19 protein-coding genes are annotated in these 22,486 nt (G+C 72.9%); 12 read left to right on the top strand and 7 right to left on the bottom strand.

Annotated features, from left to right (window positions below; translation table 11 throughout):
• Nucleotides 1-78: 78 nt before the first annotated feature.
• From Raf01_RS21860 to Raf01_RS21845, 4 genes are all read left to right on the top strand, one after another.
• Entirely contained in the window at nucleotides 79-1,062 is a 984-nt protein-coding gene (locus Raf01_RS21860) for a phosphatase PAP2 family protein (RefSeq protein ID WP_203919825.1), read from the top strand.
• Nucleotides 1,063-1,321: 259 nt separating this feature from the next.
• Nucleotides 1,322-1,879, top strand: a complete 558-nt coding sequence (locus tag Raf01_RS21855; RefSeq protein ID WP_239133802.1) for a M15 family metallopeptidase — start codon at nucleotides 1,322-1,324, stop codon at nucleotides 1,877-1,879.
• 66 nt (nucleotides 1,880-1,945) lie between these two features.
• Nucleotides 1,946-2,620 (top strand): response regulator, encoded by a 675-nt coding sequence (locus Raf01_RS21850; RefSeq protein WP_203919823.1) that lies wholly within the window; start codon nucleotides 1,946-1,948, stop codon nucleotides 2,618-2,620.
• A gap of 26 nt (nucleotides 2,621-2,646) precedes the next feature.
• A complete protein-coding gene (locus Raf01_RS21845) occupies nucleotides 2,647-3,768 on the top strand; it encodes an ATP-binding protein (protein ID WP_203919822.1) in 1,122 nt (373 codons plus the stop codon).
• A gap of 44 nt (nucleotides 3,769-3,812) precedes the next feature.
• On the opposite strand, the gene Raf01_RS21840 is transcribed toward Raf01_RS21845, so the two are convergent.
• A complete protein-coding gene (locus Raf01_RS21840) occupies nucleotides 3,813-4,439 on the bottom strand; it encodes a DedA family protein (RefSeq protein WP_203919821.1) in 627 nt (208 codons plus the stop codon).
• Nucleotides 4,440-4,835: 396 nt separating this feature from the next.
• Between Raf01_RS21840 and Raf01_RS21835 the strand changes: the two genes are divergently transcribed.
• From Raf01_RS21835 to Raf01_RS21820, 4 genes are all read left to right on the top strand, one after another.
• On the top strand, nucleotides 4,836-5,486 hold the full coding sequence (locus Raf01_RS21835; protein WP_203919820.1) for a class F sortase: 651 nt from the start codon (nucleotides 4,836-4,838) through the stop codon (nucleotides 5,484-5,486).
• A 96-nt stretch (nucleotides 5,487-5,582) separates the two neighbouring features.
• Nucleotides 5,583-6,692 carry an L-dopachrome tautomerase-related protein gene (locus tag Raf01_RS21830; protein WP_239133801.1) on the top strand — a complete coding sequence of 370 codons (1,110 nt, stop codon included), beginning with the start codon at nucleotides 5,583-5,585 and terminating at the stop codon, nucleotides 6,690-6,692.
• On the top strand, nucleotides 6,689-7,231 hold the full coding sequence (locus Raf01_RS21825) for a DUF6098 family protein (RefSeq protein ID WP_203919819.1): 543 nt from the start codon (nucleotides 6,689-6,691) through the stop codon (nucleotides 7,229-7,231). The genes Raf01_RS21830 and Raf01_RS21825 overlap by 4 nt, the downstream gene beginning before the upstream one ends.
• 164 nt (nucleotides 7,232-7,395) lie before the next feature.
• Entirely contained in the window at nucleotides 7,396-9,303 is a 1,908-nt protein-coding gene (locus Raf01_RS21820; protein ID WP_239133800.1) for a non-homologous end-joining DNA ligase LigD, read from the top strand.
• A 14-nt stretch (nucleotides 9,304-9,317) separates the two neighbouring features.
• Here the strand turns inward: Raf01_RS21820 and Raf01_RS21815 are convergent, their stop codons facing one another.
• A complete protein-coding gene (locus Raf01_RS21815; RefSeq protein WP_203919818.1) occupies nucleotides 9,318-9,893 on the bottom strand; it encodes a hypothetical protein in 576 nt (191 codons plus the stop codon).
• Between the two features lie 299 nt (nucleotides 9,894-10,192).
• Here Raf01_RS21815 and Raf01_RS21810 point away from each other — a divergent pair, with 299 nt between their 5' ends.
• Complete coding sequence (locus Raf01_RS21810; RefSeq protein WP_203919817.1) at nucleotides 10,193-11,179, top strand: dihydrodipicolinate synthase family protein; 987 nt, start codon at nucleotides 10,193-10,195, stop codon at nucleotides 11,177-11,179.
• Between the two features lie 162 nt (nucleotides 11,180-11,341).
• Here Raf01_RS21810 and lysA read toward each other — a convergent pair whose 3' ends face one another.
• Entirely contained in the window at nucleotides 11,342-12,679 is a 1,338-nt protein-coding gene (gene lysA / locus Raf01_RS21805; protein WP_203919816.1) for a diaminopimelate decarboxylase, read from the bottom strand.
• 411 nt (nucleotides 12,680-13,090) lie between these two features.
• On the opposite strand from lysA, the gene lysS reads away from it, so the two are divergent.
• The gene (gene lysS, locus Raf01_RS21800; protein WP_239133799.1) at nucleotides 13,091-14,719 is read left to right on the top strand and encodes a lysine--tRNA ligase; all 1,629 of its coding nucleotides are present in this window, start codon (nucleotides 13,091-13,093) and stop codon (nucleotides 14,717-14,719) included.
• Between the two features lie 149 nt (nucleotides 14,720-14,868).
• On the opposite strand, the gene Raf01_RS21795 is transcribed toward lysS, so the two are convergent.
• The 3 genes from Raf01_RS21795 to Raf01_RS21785 all read right to left on the bottom strand — a co-directional run bounded on the left by Raf01_RS21795 (nucleotide 14,869) and on the right by Raf01_RS21785 (nucleotide 18,116).
• Nucleotides 14,869-16,044 (bottom strand): molybdopterin molybdotransferase MoeA, encoded by a 1,176-nt coding sequence (locus tag Raf01_RS21795; RefSeq protein WP_203919814.1) that lies wholly within the window; start codon nucleotides 16,042-16,044, stop codon nucleotides 14,869-14,871.
• A 52-nt stretch (nucleotides 16,045-16,096) separates the two neighbouring features.
• A complete protein-coding gene (locus Raf01_RS21790) occupies nucleotides 16,097-17,203 on the bottom strand; it encodes a class I SAM-dependent methyltransferase (RefSeq protein WP_203919813.1) in 1,107 nt (368 codons plus the stop codon).
• A 109-nt stretch (nucleotides 17,204-17,312) separates the two neighbouring features.
• Nucleotides 17,313-18,116: a hypothetical protein gene (locus tag Raf01_RS21785; RefSeq protein ID WP_203919812.1), complete on the bottom strand. Its 804-nt coding sequence runs from the start codon at nucleotides 18,114-18,116 to the stop codon at nucleotides 17,313-17,315.
• 241 nt (nucleotides 18,117-18,357) lie between these two features.
• Here Raf01_RS21785 and Raf01_RS21780 point away from each other — a divergent pair, with 241 nt between their 5' ends.
• Complete coding sequence (locus Raf01_RS21780) at nucleotides 18,358-20,715, top strand: FUSC family protein (RefSeq protein ID WP_203919811.1); 2,358 nt, start codon at nucleotides 18,358-18,360, stop codon at nucleotides 20,713-20,715.
• A 57-nt stretch (nucleotides 20,716-20,772) separates the two neighbouring features.
• Here Raf01_RS21780 and Raf01_RS21775 read toward each other — a convergent pair whose 3' ends face one another.
• Complete coding sequence (locus Raf01_RS21775) at nucleotides 20,773-21,138, bottom strand: DUF488 domain-containing protein (RefSeq protein WP_203919810.1); 366 nt, start codon at nucleotides 21,136-21,138, stop codon at nucleotides 20,773-20,775.
• A 252-nt stretch (nucleotides 21,139-21,390) separates the two neighbouring features.
• Here Raf01_RS21775 and Raf01_RS21770 point away from each other — a divergent pair, with 252 nt between their 5' ends.
• Complete coding sequence (locus Raf01_RS21770; protein ID WP_203919809.1) at nucleotides 21,391-22,476, top strand: DNA glycosylase AlkZ-like family protein; 1,086 nt, start codon at nucleotides 21,391-21,393, stop codon at nucleotides 22,474-22,476.
• The last annotated feature ends 10 nt before the right edge of the window (nucleotides 22,477-22,486 follow it).

The raw sequence follows: 22,486 nt of genomic DNA, 5'->3' as shown, positions 1-22,486 counted from the left end.
AACCCGGGCAGCGGCCTGTTGCACAACGAAGACCTGGCGCGCACCCGGCCGGTACCGGCGTCTTCGAGCATTGCCCGGATGACGGGGAACTCTTCGCTCATCAGCCACACGCAGCGGGCCGCGTCGCCCCGACCCGCCACTCAGCGGGCGGCCGGACCCCCAGCCGGACCCCCAGTTGGACACCCAGCGGGGCAGCCAGCCGGACATCCCGGCCGACCGCTGATCGCGGCCCTCGGGTACCTGCTCGCGCTCGTGGCCACCGCCGTGGCGTTCATCGGTACGTCCGCCGGCCAGTGGCTCGACGGCCAGCTCGTACCCCGGGTCTACTGGGACTCCGCGGACCCCGGCCGCGGCCGGCTGATCGAACCCGCGCTGACGCTCCTGTACTCGGTCGAAGATCCGTTGGTGCTGGGCGTCCTGATCCTGTCGGTGATCCTGCTCGCCGTCCTGCGCCGCCGGGCGCGGGCCGGGTTCGCGGGCATCGCCGCGCTGCTCTGCTCCGCCGGAGGGTCGGCGGTCCTCAAGACGGTGGTACCGCGACCGGATCTCTCGGTCGCCGGCTCCACGGCGCACAACAGCTTCCCCAGCGGCCACGTCGCCGCGGCGACCGGCCTGCTGCTCGCGTTGCTGCTCGCGCTCCCGGACCGCGCCCGCTGGTGGCTCGCGGCGCCCGGTGCGCTGGTCGTCTCGGCGATCGGCACGGCCGCCATGATCGCTGGCTGGCACCGGTTCAGCGATGTCATCGGCGGCGTCGCGCTGGCCTCGTTGTCATGCTGCCTTGCCGCCGCGGCGCTGGCGTACCGCCGTGCCGCCGGCCGCCCCTCCCCCGGCACTGCGAGCCCAGGCACCGCCAGTCCAGGCACCGCCAGCCCAGGCACCGCCAGTCCAGGCTGGCTCTGGCGCGCCGTGCTGGTCGCGGCGGCCGGGACGGTAACCGCGTCGGCAGTCGCGGCGGCGCTGCCCGTCGCCCCCGGACTGGCCTTCGCCGCCGCGGCCGCCGGCGGATTCACCGCGGTTTCCACCGCCGCCACGACCGCGGTCCTGTCTGTTACACGTCTGTGACATAGCGCGGACCGGATCGGCAAACGTCAGTCCGACCGTGGGATCACCAGCGGTTCCCGGAGAGCCGGGCGGCGATTTAGGCGCCCACCCCCCTCGCATCCCGGCCGACCGGGAACCGCAGGCCAGAACGCTGATCCGGCGGGGAACGCTGGCGATGCGACACGGGGCGCATCGCCGGTGTTCCCACACGCCGGCTGGTACCACCGCCGACCTCGCACGCACGCCGTCCGCGCGCGGTCCGACCTCCGAGGAGCAGTCCGTGACCCTGGTGTCCGAACCACAGACCGTCACCATCCACACCGCCGACAACCACGAACCGCTGGTCGACCTCAGAGACGTCCCCGAACTGCGCCTGGCCAGGCGGCTGGCCGGCGAGCACGGCGGGTACGCGCGGCTGCGCACCTCGGTCGTCGACCGGCTGCTGAGCGCCCAGAAACGGCTGCCACACGGCATCCGGCTGCTGATCGTCGAGGCGTACCGGCCGTACCGCCCGGACGAGCTGGATCTCCCGGACCCGCACCACACCGGCGGCGCGGTCGACGTGACGCTGTGCACCGGCGACGGAACCGAACTGGACCTGGGCAGCCGCGTCCTCGACGGTCCCGAGGCCAGCGCGAACGCGTGCTACACGGCGGCCCGCAACATCTCCATCGCCGCCCTGCGCAACCGGGCGAACCTGTGGACGGTGTTGCGCCGGGAGGGGCTGACGAACTACCCGACGGAGTGGTGGCACTGGTCGTACGGCGACCGTTACTGGGCGCTGAACAACGGGGTACCGAACACCCTCTACGCACCCGTCACGGTCGAACTGCCGTGAACCGTCCGCTCCGACACCCAATGTCCGGTCCCGCCCGGCGCCGGTGATCGACGCATAATCGTTGACGTGCCACGACTGCTTCTGATCGAGGACGATCCCGCCGTCCGGGAGGGCCTGCAGATCGCGCTGCGCCACCAGGGTCACCAGGTCGACACGGCGGCGACCGGCCGGGACGGCCTGGACCGGGCGCGGGCCGGCCAGCCGGACGCGGTCGTGCTCGACCTCATGCTGCCCGACCTCGACGGCTTCGAGGTGTGCCGGCGGCTCCGGGCCAGCACCAGCCTCTCGATCATCATGCTGACCGCCCGGGGCGACGACTTCGACATCGTCGCCGGGCTCGAGGCGGGTGCGGACGACTACGTCGTCAAGCCGGTCCAGCCCCGCGTGCTGGACGCCCGGATCCGGGCCGTGCTGCGCCGCATCGGCCGGGCGCCGGCGGCCGTCCAGTCGCACGGGGACATCGTCATCGACCGTGCCGGGCTGATCGTCACCAAGTCCGGGCGGCCGGTCGCGCTGACCCCGACGGAGCTGCGGCTGCTGCTGGTACTGGCGGAGTCGCCGCTGCAGGTCTTCGCACGCGACCAGTTGCTGCGGCTGGTCTGGGAACAGGACTACCTCGGCGACTCCCGGCTCGTGGACGCGTGCGTGCAACGGCTGCGCGCGAAGATCGAGGACAATCCGTCGACCCCGGTGTACCTGCAGACGGTACGAGGTTTCGGCTACCGGTTCGGTCCGGTGTGAGCCAGCCCTGGCGGGGCCGCTGGAGCATGCCCGGGCGGAGCGGGCTGCGCAGTCGTCTGATCCTCGGGTTCATCTCCGTCGCGCTGCTGGCCAGCGTGGCGACCCTGGTCGCCACCTACGTCGGAGCGGCCTACCTGTTCCGCAACGACCAGTTGCAGTCGACCTCGCACCTGGTCGACGGCGTGCTCCCGAGAGATCCGACCAGCAACCAGATCGCGCTGATCGTCATCGGCAGCGCGCTCGCCCTCCTGGCGCTCATGGTCGTGCTCGCCCAGCTCGCCACCAGGCGGGTACTGCGCCCGGTCCGCAAGCTCGCCGCCGTTGCCCGCCGGCTGGCACAGGGGGACCTGCAGATCCGGCTCACCGCCACCGGCGCCGACGAGATGACCGACCTGGTGCACACGTTCAACGAGATGGCGACGTCCCTCCAGGCCAAGGTCGCCGAGCTGCACCGGATGCACACCATGGCCCAGCGCTTCGCCGGGGACGTGTCTCACGAGCTGCGTACCCCGCTGGCCGCGATGCTGGCCGTCACCGACGTGCTGGACGAGCAGTCCGAGCGCTTCGACGGTGACGCCGCCGCCGCGGCCCGCCTTGTCAGCCGCGAGACCAGCAACCTCAACCGGCTCGTCGCCGACCTGATCGAAATCTCCCGGTTCGACGCGGGCTCCGCCGCGCTGCTCATGGACGGCGTGACCCTCGCCGACGCGGTGGCCAGCTGCCTGCGGGTACGCGGCTGGACCCAGCAGGTCGTCGTGGAGCCCCTGCCCGAACTTCGGGTCCGGTGCGACCCCCGCCGGCTCGACGTGATCATCGCGAACCTGGTCGGCAACGCGTTGCGGCATGGTGCCCCACCGGTGACCCTTCGGGCCTGGACTCACCACGCGGCCGGGCGCGACTGGCTGTCGCTGCGGGTGCACGACTGCGGGCCGGGCATGCCGGCGGAGGTCCTTCCGCACGTGTTCGACCGGTTCTACAAGGCCGACACGGCCCGCACCCGGTCCGAGGGTAGCGGTCTCGGGCTCGCCATCGCCTGGGAGAACGCCCGCCTGCACGAGGGCACCATCGAGGCCGCCAACGCGCCGGAGGGCGGCGCGTCGTTCACCCTGCACCTGCCGCTGTACCCGGAGCCGCTGCAGGCCGGCTGACCGCTGCCGGCTGACCGCCACCGGCCACCTCTACCTGGCGGGCGTCAGCGCGCCCGGTTGTCGGTACGGCGCTCCACGACGTACCGGCGTACCCGCCACACCACCACGGCGAGCACGACCACACCCGCTACCGCGAACGCCGCCGCGCGGCCGACGGTCCGCTCGATGGCCTCGTACGAGTTGCCGGCCACGAAACCCAGCAGGACGGCGCCGGTACCCCAGACGAGTCCACCGGCCGCGTTGTAGGCCAGGAACCGGCGGTAGTGCATCCGCGACGTACCCGCCAGGAACGGCATGACGGCACGCAGGAACGCGACGAACCGGCCGCCGAACACGGCCGGACCACCCCGGCGGGCCAGCAACCGCCGAGCCGCCTCGATGCGTTCCGCCCGCCGCCGCGCCGGGCCCAACGACAGGAGCCGGTGGCCGTACCGGGCGCCGATCTCATAGCCCACGGTGTCCCCGACGATGGCCGCGACCACGACGACGGCGGACATCACGGGCAGCGACACGCTGCCACGATCGGCCGCCACGCCACCGAGGATCGCGGCGGTCTCGCCCGGGATGACGAACCCGATGAACAGGGCGTCCTCACCGAAGACCAGCAGGGCGACGATGAGATAGATGACAATGCCGTGCAGGCTCAGCAGGTGGTCAAGGAATCCGGTCACGACACGGGTCCCCCCACCGGCTCTCATCGGCCCGTCACGCTGGCCTACCCGGGGTTCACGCCGCCCAAACGCCGAGCCTTGGGTCACCGCGGGCCACCGAGGATTGCCCCGGCACCGGGCATGGCATCCGGCCAGCCGGGTAGGAGTCACGAGACGGCTCGGCACCCGGTGGGCCGGCACTCGGTGGGCCGGCACCCGGTGGGCCGGCACTCGGTGGGCCGGCACGGGTCGGGTCAGCACGACAACAGCCCGCGGGAGAAGGGTCAGCGCCATGCCGCTTCGCGCACGCCCGGCCGCTCGCGCCACAGCGGTCGTTCCCACCACAGCGGTCGTTCCCACCACAGTGGACGGTCGCGACACCGCGGTCGGGACCGCGAGCGTTGGGCGGTACCGGCGATGAGGTTCCGCCGGCCGAAACCGTTGGACGCCACGCTGATCCTCGCCGGGTCCGCGAGCCTCGTGGCCGGCCTCGCGCTGGCCTTCGCGTCGCCGGGTCCGTTGCACAACTCCAGCCTCGTCCCCACCACCAGGAACCACGCCCGGCCGGCGCCCTCGGCGTCCGGTACGCACCCGGAACCGCCCACCGGACTGGAGTTGCCCGTCGATCCCCGCCCGGTCCCGGTCGTACCCGTCGCCGTCGATCCCGGCGGCGGCCTGACCGTACCCGACAGTCCCGGCACGGTCGGCTGGTGGGCCGGTGGCGCCATGCCCGGCGGCACGGACGGGACGGTGATCCTCGCCAGTCACGTCGACACCGCCGGCCCCGCGGCGCTGTTCCGCGTCTCCGCGCTCGGCCCAGGCGCGCTGGTCTACCTCGACGCGTCCACGAACCGGTTCCCGTACCAGGTCACCTCGCGGCGCAGCTACCCGGGCACCGGGCTGCCCGCCGAGGTGTTCGACCAGTCGGTGCCGGCCCGGTTGGTGCTCATCACCTGTACTGGGCGGCTGCACGACGGCCACTACGACGGCAATGTGGTGGTCTACGCCAGACCACAACCGGTTCGTGCCCCGATGTCCGGAACCCCGCCGGCGGTAGGGCCGTCCTGACCCGGCCCAGCCCGACCGCCCCGCATGTGCGTCACGAACCGGCATTGCGTCCCGGCGCACGGCATACCGGCCGGATGCCCCGGGTAGTACCCGTCCGTGAGTGACCAACCCGTCGACGAGGCCGTCGGCCACCTGGAGACGGTGCACACGTTCGACGACGGGCCGATGCCCACCGGCGTCGCCGTATCAGCCTCCGGCCGCGTGTTCGTCAACTATCCGCGGTGGGGCGACGACGTGCCGGCGACCGTCGTCGAGCTGCGCGACGGCGCGACCGTGCCGTACCCGGACCAGACCTGGAACAGCCCGGCGGGCGACGACGACCGCGACGCGTTGGTGTCGGTGCAGAACATCGTCGTCGACCCCGTCGACCGGCTGTGGATCCTCGACACCGGCAGCCCGATGTTCCAGCCCACGAAGCCGGGCGGTCCGAAGCTGGTCGGCGTCGACCTGTCCACCGACACCGTCGTGCAGACGATCCTGTTCGACCCGGACGTCGCGCTGCCCACCACGTACCTGAACGACGTCCGGTTCGACCTGCGCCGGGGCGACGCCGGCATCGCGTACATCACCGACAGCTCCACGTCGGGTCCCAACGGAATCATCGTCGTGGACCTGGCCACCGGCGCGGCATGGCGGCGGCTGCACGACCATCCGTCCACAAAGGCCGATCCACCCTCGGTGTTCCTGCCGATGGTGGAGGGCCGGGTGCTGATGCGACGACCGCCGGACGAGCCGCCCGGGCCCGTGCGGCTGGGCTCCGACGGCATCGCCATCTCCGCCGACGGGGAACGCATCTGGTACTCGCCGGTGTCGTCGCGCCACTGGTACAGCGTCTCCGCCCCCGCCCTCGCCGACCGCGCCCGCGCCGACGACGAGGTGGCCGCGACCGTCATCGACGAGGGAGACAAGGGCGGCGCCTCGGACGGCCTGGAAAGCGACGACGCCGGGCGCATCTACGCCACCGATGTGGAGCACAACGCGGTGAAGCGCCGGCCGCCCGACGGTACGTTCGAGACGGTGGTGCACGACTCCCGGTTGCTGTGGCCGGACACCATGGCGCTGGCCGCCGACGGGTACCTGTACGTCACCGCGAACCAACTGCACCGCCAGCCGACGTACCAGGGCGGGCAGGACCTGCGCCGCAGGCCGTACTCGCTGTTCCGCGTCGCCGTCGACGCCGGCCCGGTACGGCTCCCGCCGGCGTGACCGCGGCGGACGACGGCGACCGGGCGCCCGGCGAAACCACGGGCGCGAGCACCGGCGAAAGCACTGGCGAAAGCACCGGCGACGGGCTGCCCACGATCGCGAGCCTTGCCGAGCTGGCCCAGCTGGTCGACAGCCACGGTTCCGGCGAAGAGCTCTACATCCGGTGGTCGCAGGGCCCCCACCTGGACCTCGACGGCACCGGCAACGGGCAGATCAGCCGCGACGCTCTCACCGGCGTACCGCTGCCCGGCCTGTCGGCCAGCCCGCTGGCCGTCGAGCCGTGGTGGGAGGACCGCTCGATCCGGGTATGGGTGGCCCGTCGCCTGTACGACTACCGGCACCTGCGGGAGCTGCGCGGGCCGGGCGTCCGGCCGTGGGTCCTGATCGGGAACGAGACCGGGCGCGGCCCGGACAACGAGCCGCTGGTCTCCTGCCGCGAACCGGTCGCCTGGATCGCCGAGGACGCGCTCGCCGAGTGCGAGCGGACGGTGCGCGGCCTGGCACCGCGGGACTGGGGTCCGCTGAACCGGGGCCGGTAGGCCGGAATCGCTGAGGCACCCAGAACCGCCGAGACACCGATCCCGCCGAGGTACCCAGAATCGCTGAGGCGGCGATCCCACCGAGCCGCCCAAGAATCGCCAAGGCAGGCGGCGATTCGCCGGTCCCGGTTGCCGGGTCCGCCGGGACGGGTTTGACTGGAACCGTGCCAGCGTCCCGTCCGCGGTCTTCGCCTCGAAAGAAGCCGCAGGAGGAGCCCCGGGAGACCTCGCGGGGAAAGCCGCGGGAGGAGCCTCGGGAGACCTCGCGCGAACAGCCGCGGGAGACCTCGCGGAGGACGCCCCGCGAGAAGCAGGCACAGCCCCGCGAGAAGCAGGCACAGTCCCGCGAGAAGCAGGCACAGCCCCGGGAGGAGCACGGGAAGCCCCGCGAGAAGCAGGCACAGCCCCGGGAGAAGCACGGGAAGCTCCGCGAGAGGCGGGCAGAGCCCCGGGAGAAGCAGGCAGAGCCGCGCGAGAAGCTGGCGCCCTACCGGCGCATGCGTGACTTCGCGCGCACCCCGGAACCGCAGGGTGCGCCGTCCCCGGCCGCACCGGAGCCCGGCGCCCGCCGGTTCGTCGTCCAGCGGCACCGGGCGCGCCGGCTGCACTACGACTTCCGGCTGGAGGTCGACGGTGTCCTGGTGAGCTGGGCCGTGCCGAAGGGGCCGACGCTCGACCCGGGCGTGCGGCGGGCCGCGTTCCACGTCGAGGACCACCCGCTGGAGTACATCGACTTCGAGGGCGTCATCCCGTCCGGCGAGTACGGCGGCGGCGACGTCATCCTCTGGGACACGGGCACCTGGGAACCGCACGACGCCGGCGACCCGCCGGACCCGGGCCGGGCTCTCGCCCGCGGCGAACTGCACGTCGACCTGTACGGCGAGAAGCTGCGCGGCCGGTTCATCCTGGTGCGCACCCGCCCGGACGCGTCTGGCCGGGACGGGTGGCTGCTGCTGCACAAGCACGACGAGTACGCGGTCGACGGCTGGGACGCGGAAGACCATCCCCGGTCGGTGAGAAGCGGTCGCACCAACGATGAGGTGAAGGCCGACCCGGACCGGATGTGGCGCTCGGATCTGCCCGCCGCCCGCGCCGCCGTCGCGCTGAAGGCACCGCCGGTCGCCGCGCCCGACCCGGCGGAACTCGCGGAGCTGGACGGTTTCGCGTCCATCGGGGTGTGGCACGTCTACGGCCGAGAGCTGCGCGTGACCAACCTCGACAAGGTGCTGTTCCCGGGGCGTACCGGCGAGGAGCCGGTCACCAAGCGGGACCTGCTGCGGTACGCGGCGCGGATCGCGCCGGTTCTGCTGCCGTACCTCGTTCGGCGCCCGCTGAACCTGCACCGCTTCCCGAACGGCGCGCAGGCCAAGGGGTTCTGGCAGAAGGAACTGCCGAAGCACGCACCGGACTGGCTGCCCCGCTGGGACAACCCGGAGGCGGCCCGGTCCGAGGCGGGCACGTACCTGGTCATCGATGAGCCGGCCGCGCTGGTCTGGGCGGCGAACTTCGGCGCGCTGGAGTGGCACGCCTGGACGTCGCTCGTCGACGAGCCGCACCGGCCGACGTACGCGCTGATCGACCTCGACCCGGGCGGGCAGACCAGCTGGGACGACCTGCTCGCGCTCGCCCGGCTGCACCGGACCGCCTTCGAACACCTCGGCCTGCGCGCCCAGCCGAAGGTCACCGGCCGGCGCGGCATCCAGATCTGGGTACCGATCGCCCGCGGCCCCGACTTCGACGCCACCCGGGACTGGGTGGAGGATCTGTCCAAGACCGTCGGCGCGGTGGCGCCCGACCTGGTGAGCTGGAAGTGGCAGGTCGGCGAGCGCGGTGGCCGCGCCCGGCTGGACTACACGCAAAACGCCATCAACAAGACCCTGGTCGCACCGTACAGCCCCCGCCCGGCACCCGGCGCTCCGGTGTCGGCGCCGATCAGCTGGGACGAACTCGACGACCCGGCTCTGACCCCGGACGGGTTCACTATCCGCACCGTGCTGCGCCGGATCGAACAGCGCGGCGACCTGTTCCGCGACGTGCTGCGCGGCGACCAGCGGCTGCCCGCGCTGACGTAGCTGGCCTGGCTGAATCAGATGAACAGGTCGGCCATCGTCGGCGCGTACGGGATGTCGACGATGAACCGGTGCGGGCGCCGGGCCGGGTACCGGATCGGCAGTGTCGCGCCGAGCCTGGTCCGGGTGGCGAAGTCGTCCGGACCGTCGCCGAGGAACCTGTACTGCCGCTCGCCGGTCCGCTCGCCGGTCCGCTCGCCGGTCCGCTCGCCGGTCCGCTCGTCTCCATCGCACCAGCTCAGATAGACGGTGTACAGGGTGCTGCTGCCGCCCCTGCTGCCAGCGGTGTACCGCCTGTCCCGCCACACCACGGTCGCCGTGGCGCTGGTGTCGCACCCGCGCGACAGGCGCAGCCGCTGCACCCAACGCCGGGCCCGGTGACACACGACGATGGCGAGGGCCACTCCGGCGACCGCCAGGACCGCCAGGACCGCACCGATGTCGTGACCGCCGTCCAGTCGGGGCAGCAGAACGTACCCGAGGTACCCGCCGGCCACCAGTGCGCCGAACCCGATGCCCGCGAACACCACGGCCATGACCAGACCCCACAGCAGCCCGAGCGCGACGCGCAGCGCGATCCGGTGCCCACTCATCCCGGGACGGTTCCCCGGTTTACGGGCAGCCGGTTGGCGGCCTGCCGCTTCGCGAGCCGTCGCTTGGCGGCCTGTCGCTTGGCGGCCTGGCGGCTGGCGGAGCTTCTGGCGGCGGGGCGACGATCGGCGGGCGGACACCCGCCCATCGTGCCGCATCCGGGTCGCGCTTTCCGCGGCGTACCCCCGGAAATTCCCCACCGCGGAACTTCGCGGCACTTCGCGGAACGGCCATTTCCGAAGATCAAGCAAGTCGGTAGGGTCGCTGCGTCAGCCCATTCGCCTACCGCCGGAGCGTCCGCGTGAGCCAGTCCCCCAGCTACGATCCGCACTCCCTGCACGTCACCCTCGTGACCCCGTTCGGCGAGGACGGGCGGGTCGTGCACAGCGAACTCGGCGGGATGGTGCGGGAACTGTACGCGCCACACAACGGCGGGAACCTGGTGCCCATCATCAATGCCGAGGCCGGCGAGTTCTACACGCTGAGCCAGGACGAGCGGCACGCCAACCTGGTCACCGCGCGGGAGGCCACCGAGGGTCGCGCGTTCGTGGCCGGCGTCAGCGGGATCACTTCCGCCGAGGCGGCCGCGTGCGCCCGCCGGGCGCTGGCCGACGGCGCCTCGGGACTGTTCATCCTGCCGCCGTTCGGTTCCTCGGACATCTCGACGGCCTGGAACGGCGTGACGTACCCGGAAGTGATGGTGAACTACCTGCGCGCCATCGCGGCCGAGGCCGGCGACACCCCGTTCGTCATCCACCCGTCCGGTTCCCGCACCCCGGAGTACGGGCTGGGCTGGCCGCTGGAGACGGTACGGGCGGTCATCGACGCGGTTCCCAACGTGGCGGGCTGGAAGATGACGTACTCCTACGAGGGATTCCGTCGGGTCGCCCGGTTCCTGCGCGAGTCCGCGCCACACGTGGCCATCCTGCCGTCCAGTGCGGTGCGCTATCACGAGAACCTGGCCAACGACCAATTCGACGGCGCCTGCTCGGGATCGTTCTGCTACTCGCTGTCCCCGATGCTGGCGCACATCTCGGCCTGGCGGCGCGGGGATTTCCCGGAGGCGTTGCGCATCTGGAAGTCCGGCCTCGCCAAGCTGCACGAGTACGTCTACAGCGACTACGCGCGCCTGCACACCCGGTACAAGGTCGGCGCGTACCTGTGCGGAGCCATCTCCTCGCCGCTGCTGCGCGACCCGTTCCCGGCGCCGACGGCCGCGGAGACCGAGACGATGACGACCCTGCTGGAGGGCGCCGGAATCCCGGTCCGGGCCACGGCCGGAGTCTGACCCGCCGTGGTCCGACCAACGCCGTGGTCCGACCCACACTGTGGTCTGGCCGGCGTGATGGTCCGACGGCTCGATGGTCCGACGGTTCGATGATCTGACCGGTGCGGTCCGGGGGTGCCGGGGCGCGAGGGTGTGCCCCGGCACCGGACCGGCGGGATTACCTCACCCGAGGTCGCGAGTCAGGACATCGTCCAGGGTCTCGCGACGGATGAGTTCCCGTGTCTGGCCCGCCCGTACCGACACCACCGGCGGGCGGGTCACCAGGTTGTAGTTCGACGCCATCGCGTAGTGGTAGGCGCCGCAGTCGGCGACGGCCACCACGTCGCCCGGGTGCAGGTCGCCGGCCAGCGGCACGTCGCGGGCGATGACGTCGCCGCCCTCACCGTGCCGGCCGACGAGCGTGGTCGGGCGGTCGGGGACGGTGCCGTACCGGCCGATCAGCATCGGCGTGTACCGGGCGCCATACAGCGCCGGACGGGGGTTGTCGCTCAGGCCGCCGTCGAGGGCGGCGAGCTGCCGTCCCGCCGCGTTGCGCCGAACGGCGAGCACCCGGTACAGCGCGATACCCGCCCGGGCGACCAGCGCCCGGCCCGGCGTCACGGTCAGCCGGGGTACCGGGATCCCGTGCCGCTCGCACTCCACCCGCAGCACACCCGGCCACCGGCTGGCGAACGCCTCGACCGCGAACCCGCCGTCGCCGTCCCGGTACGGCACCGCGAAGCCGCCGCCGAGGCTCAGCTCACGCAGGTGCGGCCCGAACCGGTGCGACAGTGCCGCCATCGCGTCCACCAGGCGCCGCAGCGCCATCTCGTACCCGCCGAACCGGGCGACCTGCGAACCGAGGAAGTAGTCGAGCCCGATCAGCTCCAGGTTCGGGTGCGCGACCACCCGCGCGACCGCCTCGGCCAGTTCGTCGGTACCCGCGGACAACCCGAACCGGTCCTCGTCGGCCCCGGCGGCCACCGACGTGGCGTCCGCCTTCGCCGGCCCGAGCAACACCCGTAGCAGCACCTGCTGCCGGCCCCGCACCTCGGCCGCGAGCCGCGGAATCTCCGACAGCGACGTGATGACGACCCGGCCGACCCCGTAGTCCAGGGCGGCGCGCAGGTCCTGCGGCGACTTCGCGTCGCCGTGCAGCGCGATCCGATCGGCCGGGAAGCCGGCCGCCCGTGCCAACGCCAGCTCGCCGGCCGAGCACACGCTGAGCCCCAGACCCTCCTCGGCGAACCACCGCAGCAGACCGACGCTCGGAAACGCCCGGGCGGCGTAGGAGACCGCGCCCTCGCCGAACGCCGCGCGGTACTCCCGGCAACGCTCACGGACATCCACCTCGTCGACGACATAGCACGGCGTGGCGTACCGCGCGGCGAGTTCGCTCAGTGCCACCCCGCCCACGTACAGTTCTGGACCGATCCGCTCGGCGGTATACGGCCACAGATCGGGCGCCAACCGCGGCGGCAACGACGTACGCAGCGACGGCAACACATCCACCAGAGTCACGTCTTCCTCCAGACCCGGCACCGGATCCGGCCCTGCGTCAGGATCTTCGGCACCGTCTCGACTCACGACGCCAATGCTGGAACCCGTTGCCCCGCCTGCCAATCGTCGTTGACGGAATAACCACGCCGGCAAACCGGATCATGACGGATCCCTGACGTGCTGTGGCGCGCACCACGCCGCCCCGGCTGCGCCCGCCCCGCCCGTGGCCGCGCCGGCCCGCCCCCCGGGCAGCGCCCGCCAGCCCCGGCAGCGCCCGCCAGCCCCGGCGGCGCCCGTTCGCCCCCGGCGCCACACCCCCGCCGCCGGAAGCCAACGCCCCGCTCTCGCGAAAAACCGGTGTCCGCCGCCGTCATCGATGAAAGGATCTCGGCGCCGGCACCGGACGGGAAGGCGGATGCGAGCGTGGTTCAGGTGAGCGAGTCCGACTGGGTGTCCCGATTCGCGGACGAGGTGATCGCCGAGGCGCGGCGCCGCGATCCGGACCGGCCCATCGTCTGCGCGTCCGGCCTCAGCCCGTCCGGCCCGATCCACCTCGGCAACCTGCGCGAGGTCATGACACCGCACCTGGTCGCCGACGAGATCCGGCGGCGCGGGCACGACTGCGTACACCTGCTGTCCTGGGACGACTTCGACCGGTTCCGGAAGGTACCCGCCGGCATCGACCCGTCCTGGGCGGAGCACATCGGCAAACCACTGACCAGTGTCCCGGCGCCGGCGGGCAGCGAGCACCCCAACTGGGCCGAGCACTTCAAGGCACCGATGGCCGCGGCCCTGGCGGAACTCGGCGTCGAGTACCGTCCGGTGAGCCAGACCCAGATGTACACGTCCGGCGCGTACACCCGGCAGGTACTCCGGGCGATGAGTGAACGCGAACGGATCGACGCCGTTCTGCGCCGGTACCGGACGAAGGAGGGTGTGGACGATGACGGCAGCGTGGCCGCGGGATACTACCCGTACCGGCCGTACTGCTCCCAGTGCGAACGCGACCTGACCACGGTGACCGGGTACGACGACGAGACCACCGAGCTCGTGTACGAGTGCGGGTGTGGCCACTCGGAGACCGTGGTGCTGGCCGAGCACCGGCAGGGAAAGCTCGCCTGGAAGGTCGACTGGCCGATGCGCTGGGCGTACGAGGGCGTGGTCTTCGAACCGTCGGGTGTGGACCACACGTCCCCGGGATCGTCCTTTGTGGTCGGTGGCCAGATCATCGGCCCGGTGTTCGGTGGCGAACCGCCGATCGGCCCGATGTACGCGTTCGTCGGCATCAGCGGCATGGCGAAGATGAGCAGTTCCCGGGGCGGCGTACCCACGCCGGCCGACGCACTGTCCATCATGGAGGCTCCTCTGCTGCGCTGGCTGTACGCGAGGCGCCGGCCGAACCAGGCGTTCACCATCGCCTTCGATCTCCAGATCCAGCGCCTGTACGACGAGTGGGACGCGCTGTCGGCGAAGGTGGACACCAGCACGGCGACGGCCGCTGACGCGGCGGCCCACGGCCGGGCGACGCGGACCGCCCGGGGCGCACTGCCCACGACGGCTCGCCCGGTCCCGTACCGGACGCTGGCGTCCATTGTGGACGTTACGGCCGGCGACGAGGACCAGGCGCTGCGCATCGTGCGCGACCTCGACCCGTCGCGGCCGATCGGCTCGCTGGACGAGACCCGGCCGCGCCTGGACCGGGCGCGTGCCTGGGTGCTCACCCAGCTACCCGCCGAGCAACGCACCCGGGTACGCGACGAGCCGGACACCGGGCTGCTCGCGTCGCTCGGCGACGACGAACGGGAATCGTTGCGCCTGCTCGCCGCCGGGCTGGACGAGAACTGGTCGTTGCCGGGCCTGACCACTCTGGTGTATGGCGTACCGAAGCGGCTCCTCGGACTGCCCGAGGACGTGAAGCCGACCCCGGAGTTGCGGGCCGCGCAGCGGGCGTTCTTCGCGCTGCTCTACCACCTGCTGGTCGGCAGGGACACCGGACCGCGGCTGCCCACCCTGCTCCTGGCGATCGGCGCAGATCAGGTGCGGAAGCTGATCGGCACCTGAACCGTCACGTCGAAGGTCACCGTGGGAGATCGACGCGATAGACGACCGCTGGAGATCGACGCGGGGTGATTACCGCGAGAACCGCCCGCAGCCGGTCTCGGCAGGGCGTCGCACTGCCGGGTCAGCACTGCCAGCTCAGCACTGCCGGGTCAGCACTGCAGGATCAGCCGGGCCGGCGCGTGGGGCGTCCAGTCGGGTTCGATGACGGCCAGCGCGTCGGCTTGCGCCGCCGCGCCGAGGTACCCGGCCCCGTCGCGCGGAACCACCACGGCACCGGAGTCGTCCCAGCGCACCGGAACGAGCCGGGTCAGCCCGGGCACCGGCCGGGCCTGACCCGACACCGCGACGGTCGGCAACCCGGGCAGTCCTCGCCCGGTCAACCCGGCCACCAGAGGCGCGAGCAGCGTGTACGCGGCCACCAGCGCGGCATACGGGTTGCCCGGCAGCCCGACGATCCAGCCGGTGTCGGTGCCCCGGTCCGGCCGGTGCGCGAGCACCTGCGGGCGGCCGGGCCGGCAGGCCACGCCGTTCACGTGCACGGTCGCGACGAGCCCGGCCAGGGCGGCGTGCAGGTGGTCGACCGGCCCGACCGAGGAGGCGCCGCAGACCACCGCGATCTCCTCCGTCGTGGCGGCGAGGGCGGCGGTCAGCGCGGCGGCGCTCGCGTCGCCCACCACGCTCACCCCGGTGACATCGGCGCCGAACCCGGCGAGCAGCGGGGGCAGCAGCGGGCCGAGGGCGTCGCGCACCTGTCCCGGCCCGGGCAGGCCGGCGCGCACGATCTCGTCGCCGGTCAGCAGCACCCGCGCCCGCGGGCGCGGGACCACGCTCACGGTGTCCGCGCCCACGCTGCCCGCCATGCCCAGCACCACCGGCGTCACCAGGGAACCGGCGGGCAACAGTTCGTCGCCGGGTTCGGCGTCCTCTCCCCTGCGGCGGATGTGGTCCCGCACCCACGCCCGGCCGGCATCCGCCCGGATCGCTACGAGGCCGCCCTCCCGGTTGGCCTCCTCGTAGGGCACCACCCGGTCGGCGCCGGCCGGCACGGGTGCGCCGGTGGCGATCTCGACGGCGGTGCGCTCGGCCAGCGCGCCGGGATCGGGGCAGCCGGCGAGTACCCGCCCGGTCAGGCGCCACGGTCCCGCACCCCGTACGGCATAGCCGTCCATCGCCGCGTTGTCGAACCCGGGTACGGCAACCAACGCACGCAGCGGCTCGGCCAGCACCCGGCCGGCGGCGTCACCGATCGGCACGTTCTCCGGTGGCGGCGGCGTGGCGAGTTCGGCCGCCAGTGTCCGGGCCCGGTTCCAGGGCAGTGCCCTCATCGGTGGCCGCCTCCATGGGCTGATCCCGCCGGTCGCGGGTGATCTCTTGTTGTTATCCCGGTTGGCGGCCGGTGGCAAGCGATTCGCACCGGGTGGCGAGCGCGAGGAAGCGGTGCGGTGGATCGTCGTAGTCGGTCAGCGCCCAGCCGGTCGCGGTGAGCAGGCGGGCGAGCTGCGGCCGGTTGAGCGGTTCGTCGTCGCGCAGGGTGCGGCCGTGGCGCGCGGCGAGAGCGGCGCGCCCGGACGGGTGGAACACGATCAGGCGACCGTCCGGCCGGGTGACCCGGGCGAGTTCGGTGAGCCCGGCCGCGGGATCGGGCAGGTGCTGGATGAGCCCGGCCGCGAAGATCGCGTCGGCGCAGGAGTCGGCGAGCGGCAGGTGTCGGGCGTCGGCGAGCAGCAGGTACGCGGACGACCCGGTGCTGTCACCGGCAACGGTGAGCATGTGCGGGGTCAGGTCGACGCCGATGACCGCGCCGTGCGGCCCGACGGCGGTGCGCAGCGCGCCCATCGCCCGCCCGGTGCCGCAGCCGACGTCGACCACGGTCGCCCCGGCCGGGATGCCGGCCTGATCGATGGCGGCGGCGTAGGAGGGCAGATCCTGACCGAACTTGTGGTCCCAGGTCGCGGCCCGGGCGGCGAAGAACGCCCGGGTTTCGGTCAGGTATACCCGGTCGGTGGCGTGATCGAGGTGCTCGGCGACGCGCCGGATGACCGGCCAGGTTGGGTCGTGGAAGTCGATGACGATGTCGGCGGTGTGCTCGGAGTCGCCGTGCCCGTGGATGCCCGGTCCGGGCGGGGTGCGCAGGTAGATGACCAGGTGGCAGCGGCCGGTCGGCGGCGAGGTGGCCCAGTCCGGGCCGTCGGCGATGACCACGGTCACCGTGTCCGGATCCGCGCGCCACGCGTCGCGGTCGATCAGGGGTGCCGGATCGGGCAGCCGCGCGCACGGCCGGCCGCGCGCGTGGACGGCCTCGGCGAGTTCGTCGGCGAGACCGGCGCCGGAGCGGGTCGCGTCGTGGACGGCCACCAGCGGCGCGTTTCCGCTCCACCGGCAGACGATGTCGGCGAGGGTGCCGGTCACCACCGCCCGGCGGTGCCGCCGCTGGTCGTCGTCGGGGCTCACGCCGGTACGCGGGATCTCCGCAGGTGCGGCCATGTCACTAAGGATGCAACTGCTGGGCTGGTACGCGCAACGACGCCGCAGCTGCGATGGCTTGGGGGGTCCAGGCATCGCAGCTGCGATGTCCGGCATGCCGCCGCCGGGACTACCGGGCGGAGTCGTCGACCTGGACCGGATATCCGGCGCGCAGCACGGCGAGGGTGGACGGCGGCGTGATGACCCGCGCGGTGCCGACCCGGGGCCGTCGCCGGCGGGTCCGATAACCCTCGGTGGCCCATTCGGTCAGGTGGTCCCCGCTCACCACGGCCGGTGTCCCACGGCTGAGTGCCCCACCGGCGAGCTCCCCACGGTCGAGCTCCCCAGGATCGAGCTCCCCAGGATCGAGCTCCCCACCGTCGAGCGCCGCAGGGCCGAGCCGCTCGGGGTCGAGCCGCTCGGGGTCGAGCCGCTCGGGGTCGAGCCGCTCGGGGTCGAGGACGACGAACGCCCCGTCGGGCAGGTCGGCCCAGGGCTGGTCGTGCAGCCGGCGGCGATGGGTGCCCCGCACGATCCGCTCCGCGTGCAGCTGCCGGTTCATCGCGACGGCCGACGGCGGCTCGACGCCCAGGCCCTCGGCCCACGCGTCCCGGTAGCGCTGGTAGCTGTCCCGCCGGCACTCGGCGCACGGCCGGTGACCGGCCGCGAACGACACCGCCTCGTCGTGGAAATACAGGTGGGTGTACCGGTTCGGCAGCCACTGCTCGCGCCAGCGCCCCCGGAACTCCAGGACGCACGTGATCCACAGGTCGCTCGCGTGGAACCGGACGATCTCCCGCTCGGAGTGGATGACCCCCCGGTTGCCGGTCCAGGCGCCGCGCAGCGGGATGGCCACGATGTCGCCCATCGGTGTGACGCGGTTGCGGCTCGGACTGGAGCTTGGCCTGGAGTTGGGGTTGCGGCTGGGACTCACCGTGCCTCCCTCGGCTGGTGGTCGGTGAATGGTCGCGGAGCCGACCGTAGCGCCGGGGTCTGACACTCCCCGACCCCATCGCGTCAGCGCCAAAGCGGACAGCCGGCCCCCGAACCGCCAGCCAGTGACGAAGCGGACGCGACGTACCATGTCACCTGAAAGGCGCAAGCCGCCGCAACCCGGCTCCGGCCGTGCTCCTCCGGGTTAGCCGAGAAACGGGGTACCTGAGAAAATCGTCGTCGTGACCGTGCTGCAGTGGCTGCGGACGCGCGACGCCGGCCTGTCGGCGCTGCGCCGAGCCGGACGAGCCGCGATTCTCATGCCCGCGCTCTTCGCCGTCTCGACGAAGATCATCGGCGATCCGACCTTCGCCCTATTCGCCGCCTTCGGCGCCCTGGCCACCCTGCTGTTCATCGACTTCACCGGGTCGGTACGGGAACGGTTGGCGGCGCAGGCATCGCTGGTGCTGACCGGCGCGCTCCTGATCTGCCTCGGCACCCTCGCCACGCACGCCGCCTGGCTGGCCGCGGTCGCCACGCTCGTCGTCGGGTTCGCGGTGCTGTTCATCGGCGTGGTCAGCTCGGTGCTGGCCAGCGCCACGACCGCGCTGCTGGTCGCGTTCATCCTGGCGGTGACGCTCCCCGGACCGGTGGACTCCATCCCGGTCCGCCTCGGCGGCTGGCTGCTGGCCGGCGCGGTGTCCCTGGTCGCCGTCGTCGTGCTGTGGCCGGCACCGGCCAGGGAGCCGCTGAGGCTGTCCACCGCCCGCGCGTGCGCGCTGCTGGCCCGGCGCCTGCGGGCCGAGGTCGACTGCGTGCGCTGCGGCTTCGACCCCGAGACTCGCGCCTCGCGGGACACGCTTACCGCGGATGCCCGGGCGGCGGTGGCGGCGCTGCGCTCGTCGTTCTTCGGCACGCCGTACCGGCCCACCGGACTGAACACGTCCGCGCGCATGCTGGTCCGGCTGGTCGACCAGGTGATCTGGCTCGACGCGGTACTGGAGCGGACACCGACCGACGAGCGGGCCGCGCCGACGGACGCGGCCGTGTGCGAGGTCAAGCTCGCCGCGGCGGCGCTGCTCGAACGCGGAACGGACGTGCTGGAGTCGCTCGGCGACCCGGCGCAGCTCACCGGCGACCTGGAACGGCTGCGCGAGGCCCGGGAGGCGATGGAACGGACGGTGACGTCCACCCTGCCGGTCCGCCACGCGGAGGTACCGGCGGGAGGTGTCCCCGGCCCCGGTGCCGCCGGCGAACTCGACCGGGACAGCGACCTCGACGACGGGGCCGCCCGGACATCGGTCACCGAGTTCGTCGACTCGCTGGAGCCGAGCTTCCGCGCCCAGGAGATGAGCTTCGCGACGTCAGCCATCGCTCAGAACATCGAACTGACCGTGGCGGCCCGCCGCCGTACCTGGTGGCAGCAGATCCTGGGCCACCGGCCGGAGGGGGTCGGCTCCCAACTGTCGTCCGTGCAGGAGCGGGCCGGGGCCCACGTGGAGTGGCACTCGGTGTGGCTGCACAACAGCCTGCGCGGTGCGATCGCGCTCAGCCTGGCGATCCTGGTCACCGAGCTGACCGGTGTCCAGCACTCGTTCTGGGTCGTCTTCGGTACGCTCGCCGTCCTGCGCTCCAACGCCCTGAACACCGGCCAGAACGCGCTGCGCGGGCTGCTCGGTACCGTCGTGGGATTCATCATCGGCGGCGCGCTGGTGCTCGCCATCGGGACGAACACCGTCGCGTTCTGGTGCCTGCTCCCGCTGGCCATCGTGTTCGCCGGCCTGGCGCCCGCGGCCATCTCGTTCGCGGCCGGGCAGGCGGGCTTCACCATCACGCTGCTGATCCTGTACAACGTCATCGGCCCGGCCGGGTGGAAGATCGGGCTGGTCCGCATCGAGGACGTGGCCATCGGCTGTGCGGTCAGCCTCCTGGTCGGCGCGCTGTTCTGGCCGCGCGGAGCCGGTTCGGCGCTGGGACAGGCGCTGTCCGAGGCTTTGGACGACGGCGCCGAATACCTGCTCCGGTCCGTGCGCTACGGGCTGACCCGGTGCGATGCGAGGGTACCGGCGGCCCCGGTGCCCCGCGATGAGGCCCGGCGCGCGGCGGCCTCGGCCCGGCGGCTGGACGACGCGTTCCGCGGATTCCTCGCCGAACGCGGTACGAAACGCGTGTCCCTCCCGGATGTGGCGGCGCTGATCACCTCGGTGGCCGTACTGCGCCTGACCGCCGATGCGGTCCTCGACCTGTGGGACCCGGACGGCACTCCGGTGCAGGGAGACCGGGCGGCGGCACGCGCCGAGATCCTGGAATCCGGCATGGCGCTGGCCGGCTGGTACAAGCAGACCGGACGTGCGCTCGCCGGGAACGGCGGGGTACCCGACCCGATCCTGCACGACACGGTGGCCGACGGCCGGCTGCTCGACGCGGTACACCGAGACCTGACCGGCGAGGACGGCAGCGGTACGGCGACCGCGGTGAAGATGATCTGGACGGCCGACCACATCGACGCGGTACGGCGGCTGCAGCCCGCCATCCTCGCTCCGGCCCGAGCCGTTGTCGCCGCTCAGGCAGGCGCCGGGAGCCGGCGGCGCACACCCTGACCGTCACGCGGACGGTTAGGCGGCCTCGGTCAGACGGCCTCGGTCAGACGGCCTCGGTCAGACGGCCTCGGTCAGCAGCCGCGCCAGCACCGCCGCGTGGCTGATGTCTGGCGTCGTCGTGGCGGTCAGGAGCGTCACGTCCCGCTCGCGGCACAGCGCCCGGAGACCGTCGAGGGCCGCGGCGCGCTCCGGGTCCCGCAACTCGTCCAGGTACCGGGCGGTGAACGCGTCGAACCGCTCCGGGGCGTGCCCGTACCAGTGGCGCAGCTCATTCGACGGCGCAACCTGCTTGCACCACTCGTCCAACGCGGCGGCCTCCTTGCTCAGGCCGCGAGGCCACAGCCGGTCGACGAGAACCCGCGCGCCATCGCCCGACGGCGGCTCGTAGACCCGCGTCACCCGGACCTCATGCGTCCCTGCCATCACACCATCGTGCGCCAGCCGACGCAGACGAGCCAGCCGACACGTGGATGCCGGCCGCGCGGGCGACCCAGCCGACGAGAGCACGCCGGCCGACGGGCACGCCGGGCGACGGGCACGCCGGCCGACGGACACGCCCTGCGACGGACACGCCCTGCGACAGACACGCCGTGCGCCGACGCGAGCCAGCCCGTGCCCGCGTCCCCGGACCGGCGCCCGCACGGAAATGTCAGACGGTCGTCCTACAGTGACCAGATGCCCTCGCTCGGATGGTTGCGTCGCCAGGCCGTCGGATGGTCGCTGCCCCAGCGACCGGGCACCCTCGCGGCGGCGCTGGCCGCCATGGAGTTCGTGCAGGCCGACCCGATCCGGGCACCCGCCCGGGCGCAGGACCTGATCCTGCGGCAGCGGGTGCGCGGCTACCGGGCCGGCGGCCTCGACCGGCACTACCCGGCACTCGACATCGACGAGGACCGGCTTTACGCATACGGCTTCGTCGCCCGCCGGCTGCGCCCGATCCTGTATCCGCGTCGCAACGTCCACGCGGCCGACGGCGCGTTCACGCTCACCGACCGGGCCGCCGATGTGCTGGCGTTCGTGCGCGAGCGCCGGATCGCGCACCCGCGCGACGTGCAGGCACAGTTCGGCCAGGAACGGGTCGTCAACGACTGGGGCGGCACGTCCTCGGCGACCACCCTCGACCTGGAGCGCCTGCGGCACTACGGATACCTGCGGGTCGCCGACCGGGTCGCCGGGGTGCGCCGCTACGAGCTGGCCCCGCCGCTGGGCGATCCGCTCGACCCCGGCGACCGGCTGCGGGCCGTAGCGCTACTGATTGCCCGCACTCTCGCGCCGGTGCCGGAGGCCACTCTCGGGACGGCGGTGAGTTTCGCGGTTCCGTGGATCCGGCCTCCCGGCGGCCCGCGCGGCGGCCGGCCGGTGATCCGCGACCTGCTGGCACGCGGCGACCTGGAAGCCGCCGACGTGCAGGGCACCCGCTATGTGTGGCCGGCCGACCTGCCGCCGGTCGAGACCGATCCGCCGGCACGGGTACGGTTCCTGGCGCCGTTCGACCCGGTGGTCTGGGACCGGCAGCGCTTCGGGCAGCTGTGGGGCTGGGAGTACCGGTTCGAGGCATACACGCCGGTGGCCAAGCGACAGCTCGGCTACTACGCGATGCCGCTGTTGTGGCGGGATCGCGTGATCGGGTGGGTCAACTGCGCCGGCGCGGGCCAGGACGTCGAGACCGGGTATGTCGACCGGGCCCCGACCGGTGTCAGGTACGCCGCGGCGCTGGACGCGGAGATCGAGCGGCTGAGGACGTTCCTGGCCCGGGTGTGACCCGACCGCC

Origin of the sequence: Rugosimonospora africana, assembly GCF_016862975.1 — a bacterium.
Classification (GTDB): domain Bacteria; phylum Actinomycetota; class Actinomycetes; order Mycobacteriales; family Micromonosporaceae; genus Rugosimonospora; species Rugosimonospora africana.
The sequence above is the reverse complement of the archived record's forward strand: the minus strand, read 5'-3'. Positions and strand labels throughout refer to the sequence as shown.

Excerpts from the sequence above, each read along its gene's own strand:
- Raf01_RS21860 (WP_203919825.1), top strand. The coding sequence starts at position 79 with ATGACGGGGAACTCTTCGCTCATCAGCCACACGCAGCGGGCCGCGTCG.
- Raf01_RS21845 (WP_203919822.1), top strand. The coding sequence starts at position 2,647 with ATGCCCGGGCGGAGCGGGCTGCGCAGTCGTCTGATCCTCGGGTTCATC.
- Raf01_RS21835 (WP_203919820.1), top strand. The coding sequence starts at position 4,836 with ATGAGGTTCCGCCGGCCGAAACCGTTGGACGCCACGCTGATCCTCGCC.
- Raf01_RS21815 (WP_203919818.1), bottom strand. The coding sequence starts at position 9,893 with ATGAGTGGGCACCGGATCGCGCTGCGCGTCGCGCTCGGGCTGCTGTGG.
- Raf01_RS21795 (WP_203919814.1), bottom strand. The coding sequence starts at position 16,044 with ATGAGGGCACTGCCCTGGAACCGGGCCCGGACACTGGCGGCCGAACTC.
- Raf01_RS21790 (WP_203919813.1), bottom strand. The coding sequence starts at position 17,203 with ATGGCCGCACCTGCGGAGATCCCGCGTACCGGCGTGAGCCCCGACGAC.
- Raf01_RS21775 (WP_203919810.1), bottom strand. The coding sequence starts at position 21,138 with ATGGCAGGGACGCATGAGGTCCGGGTGACGCGGGTCTACGAGCCGCCG.
- Raf01_RS21770 (WP_203919809.1), top strand. The coding sequence starts at position 21,391 with ATGCCCTCGCTCGGATGGTTGCGTCGCCAGGCCGTCGGATGGTCGCTG.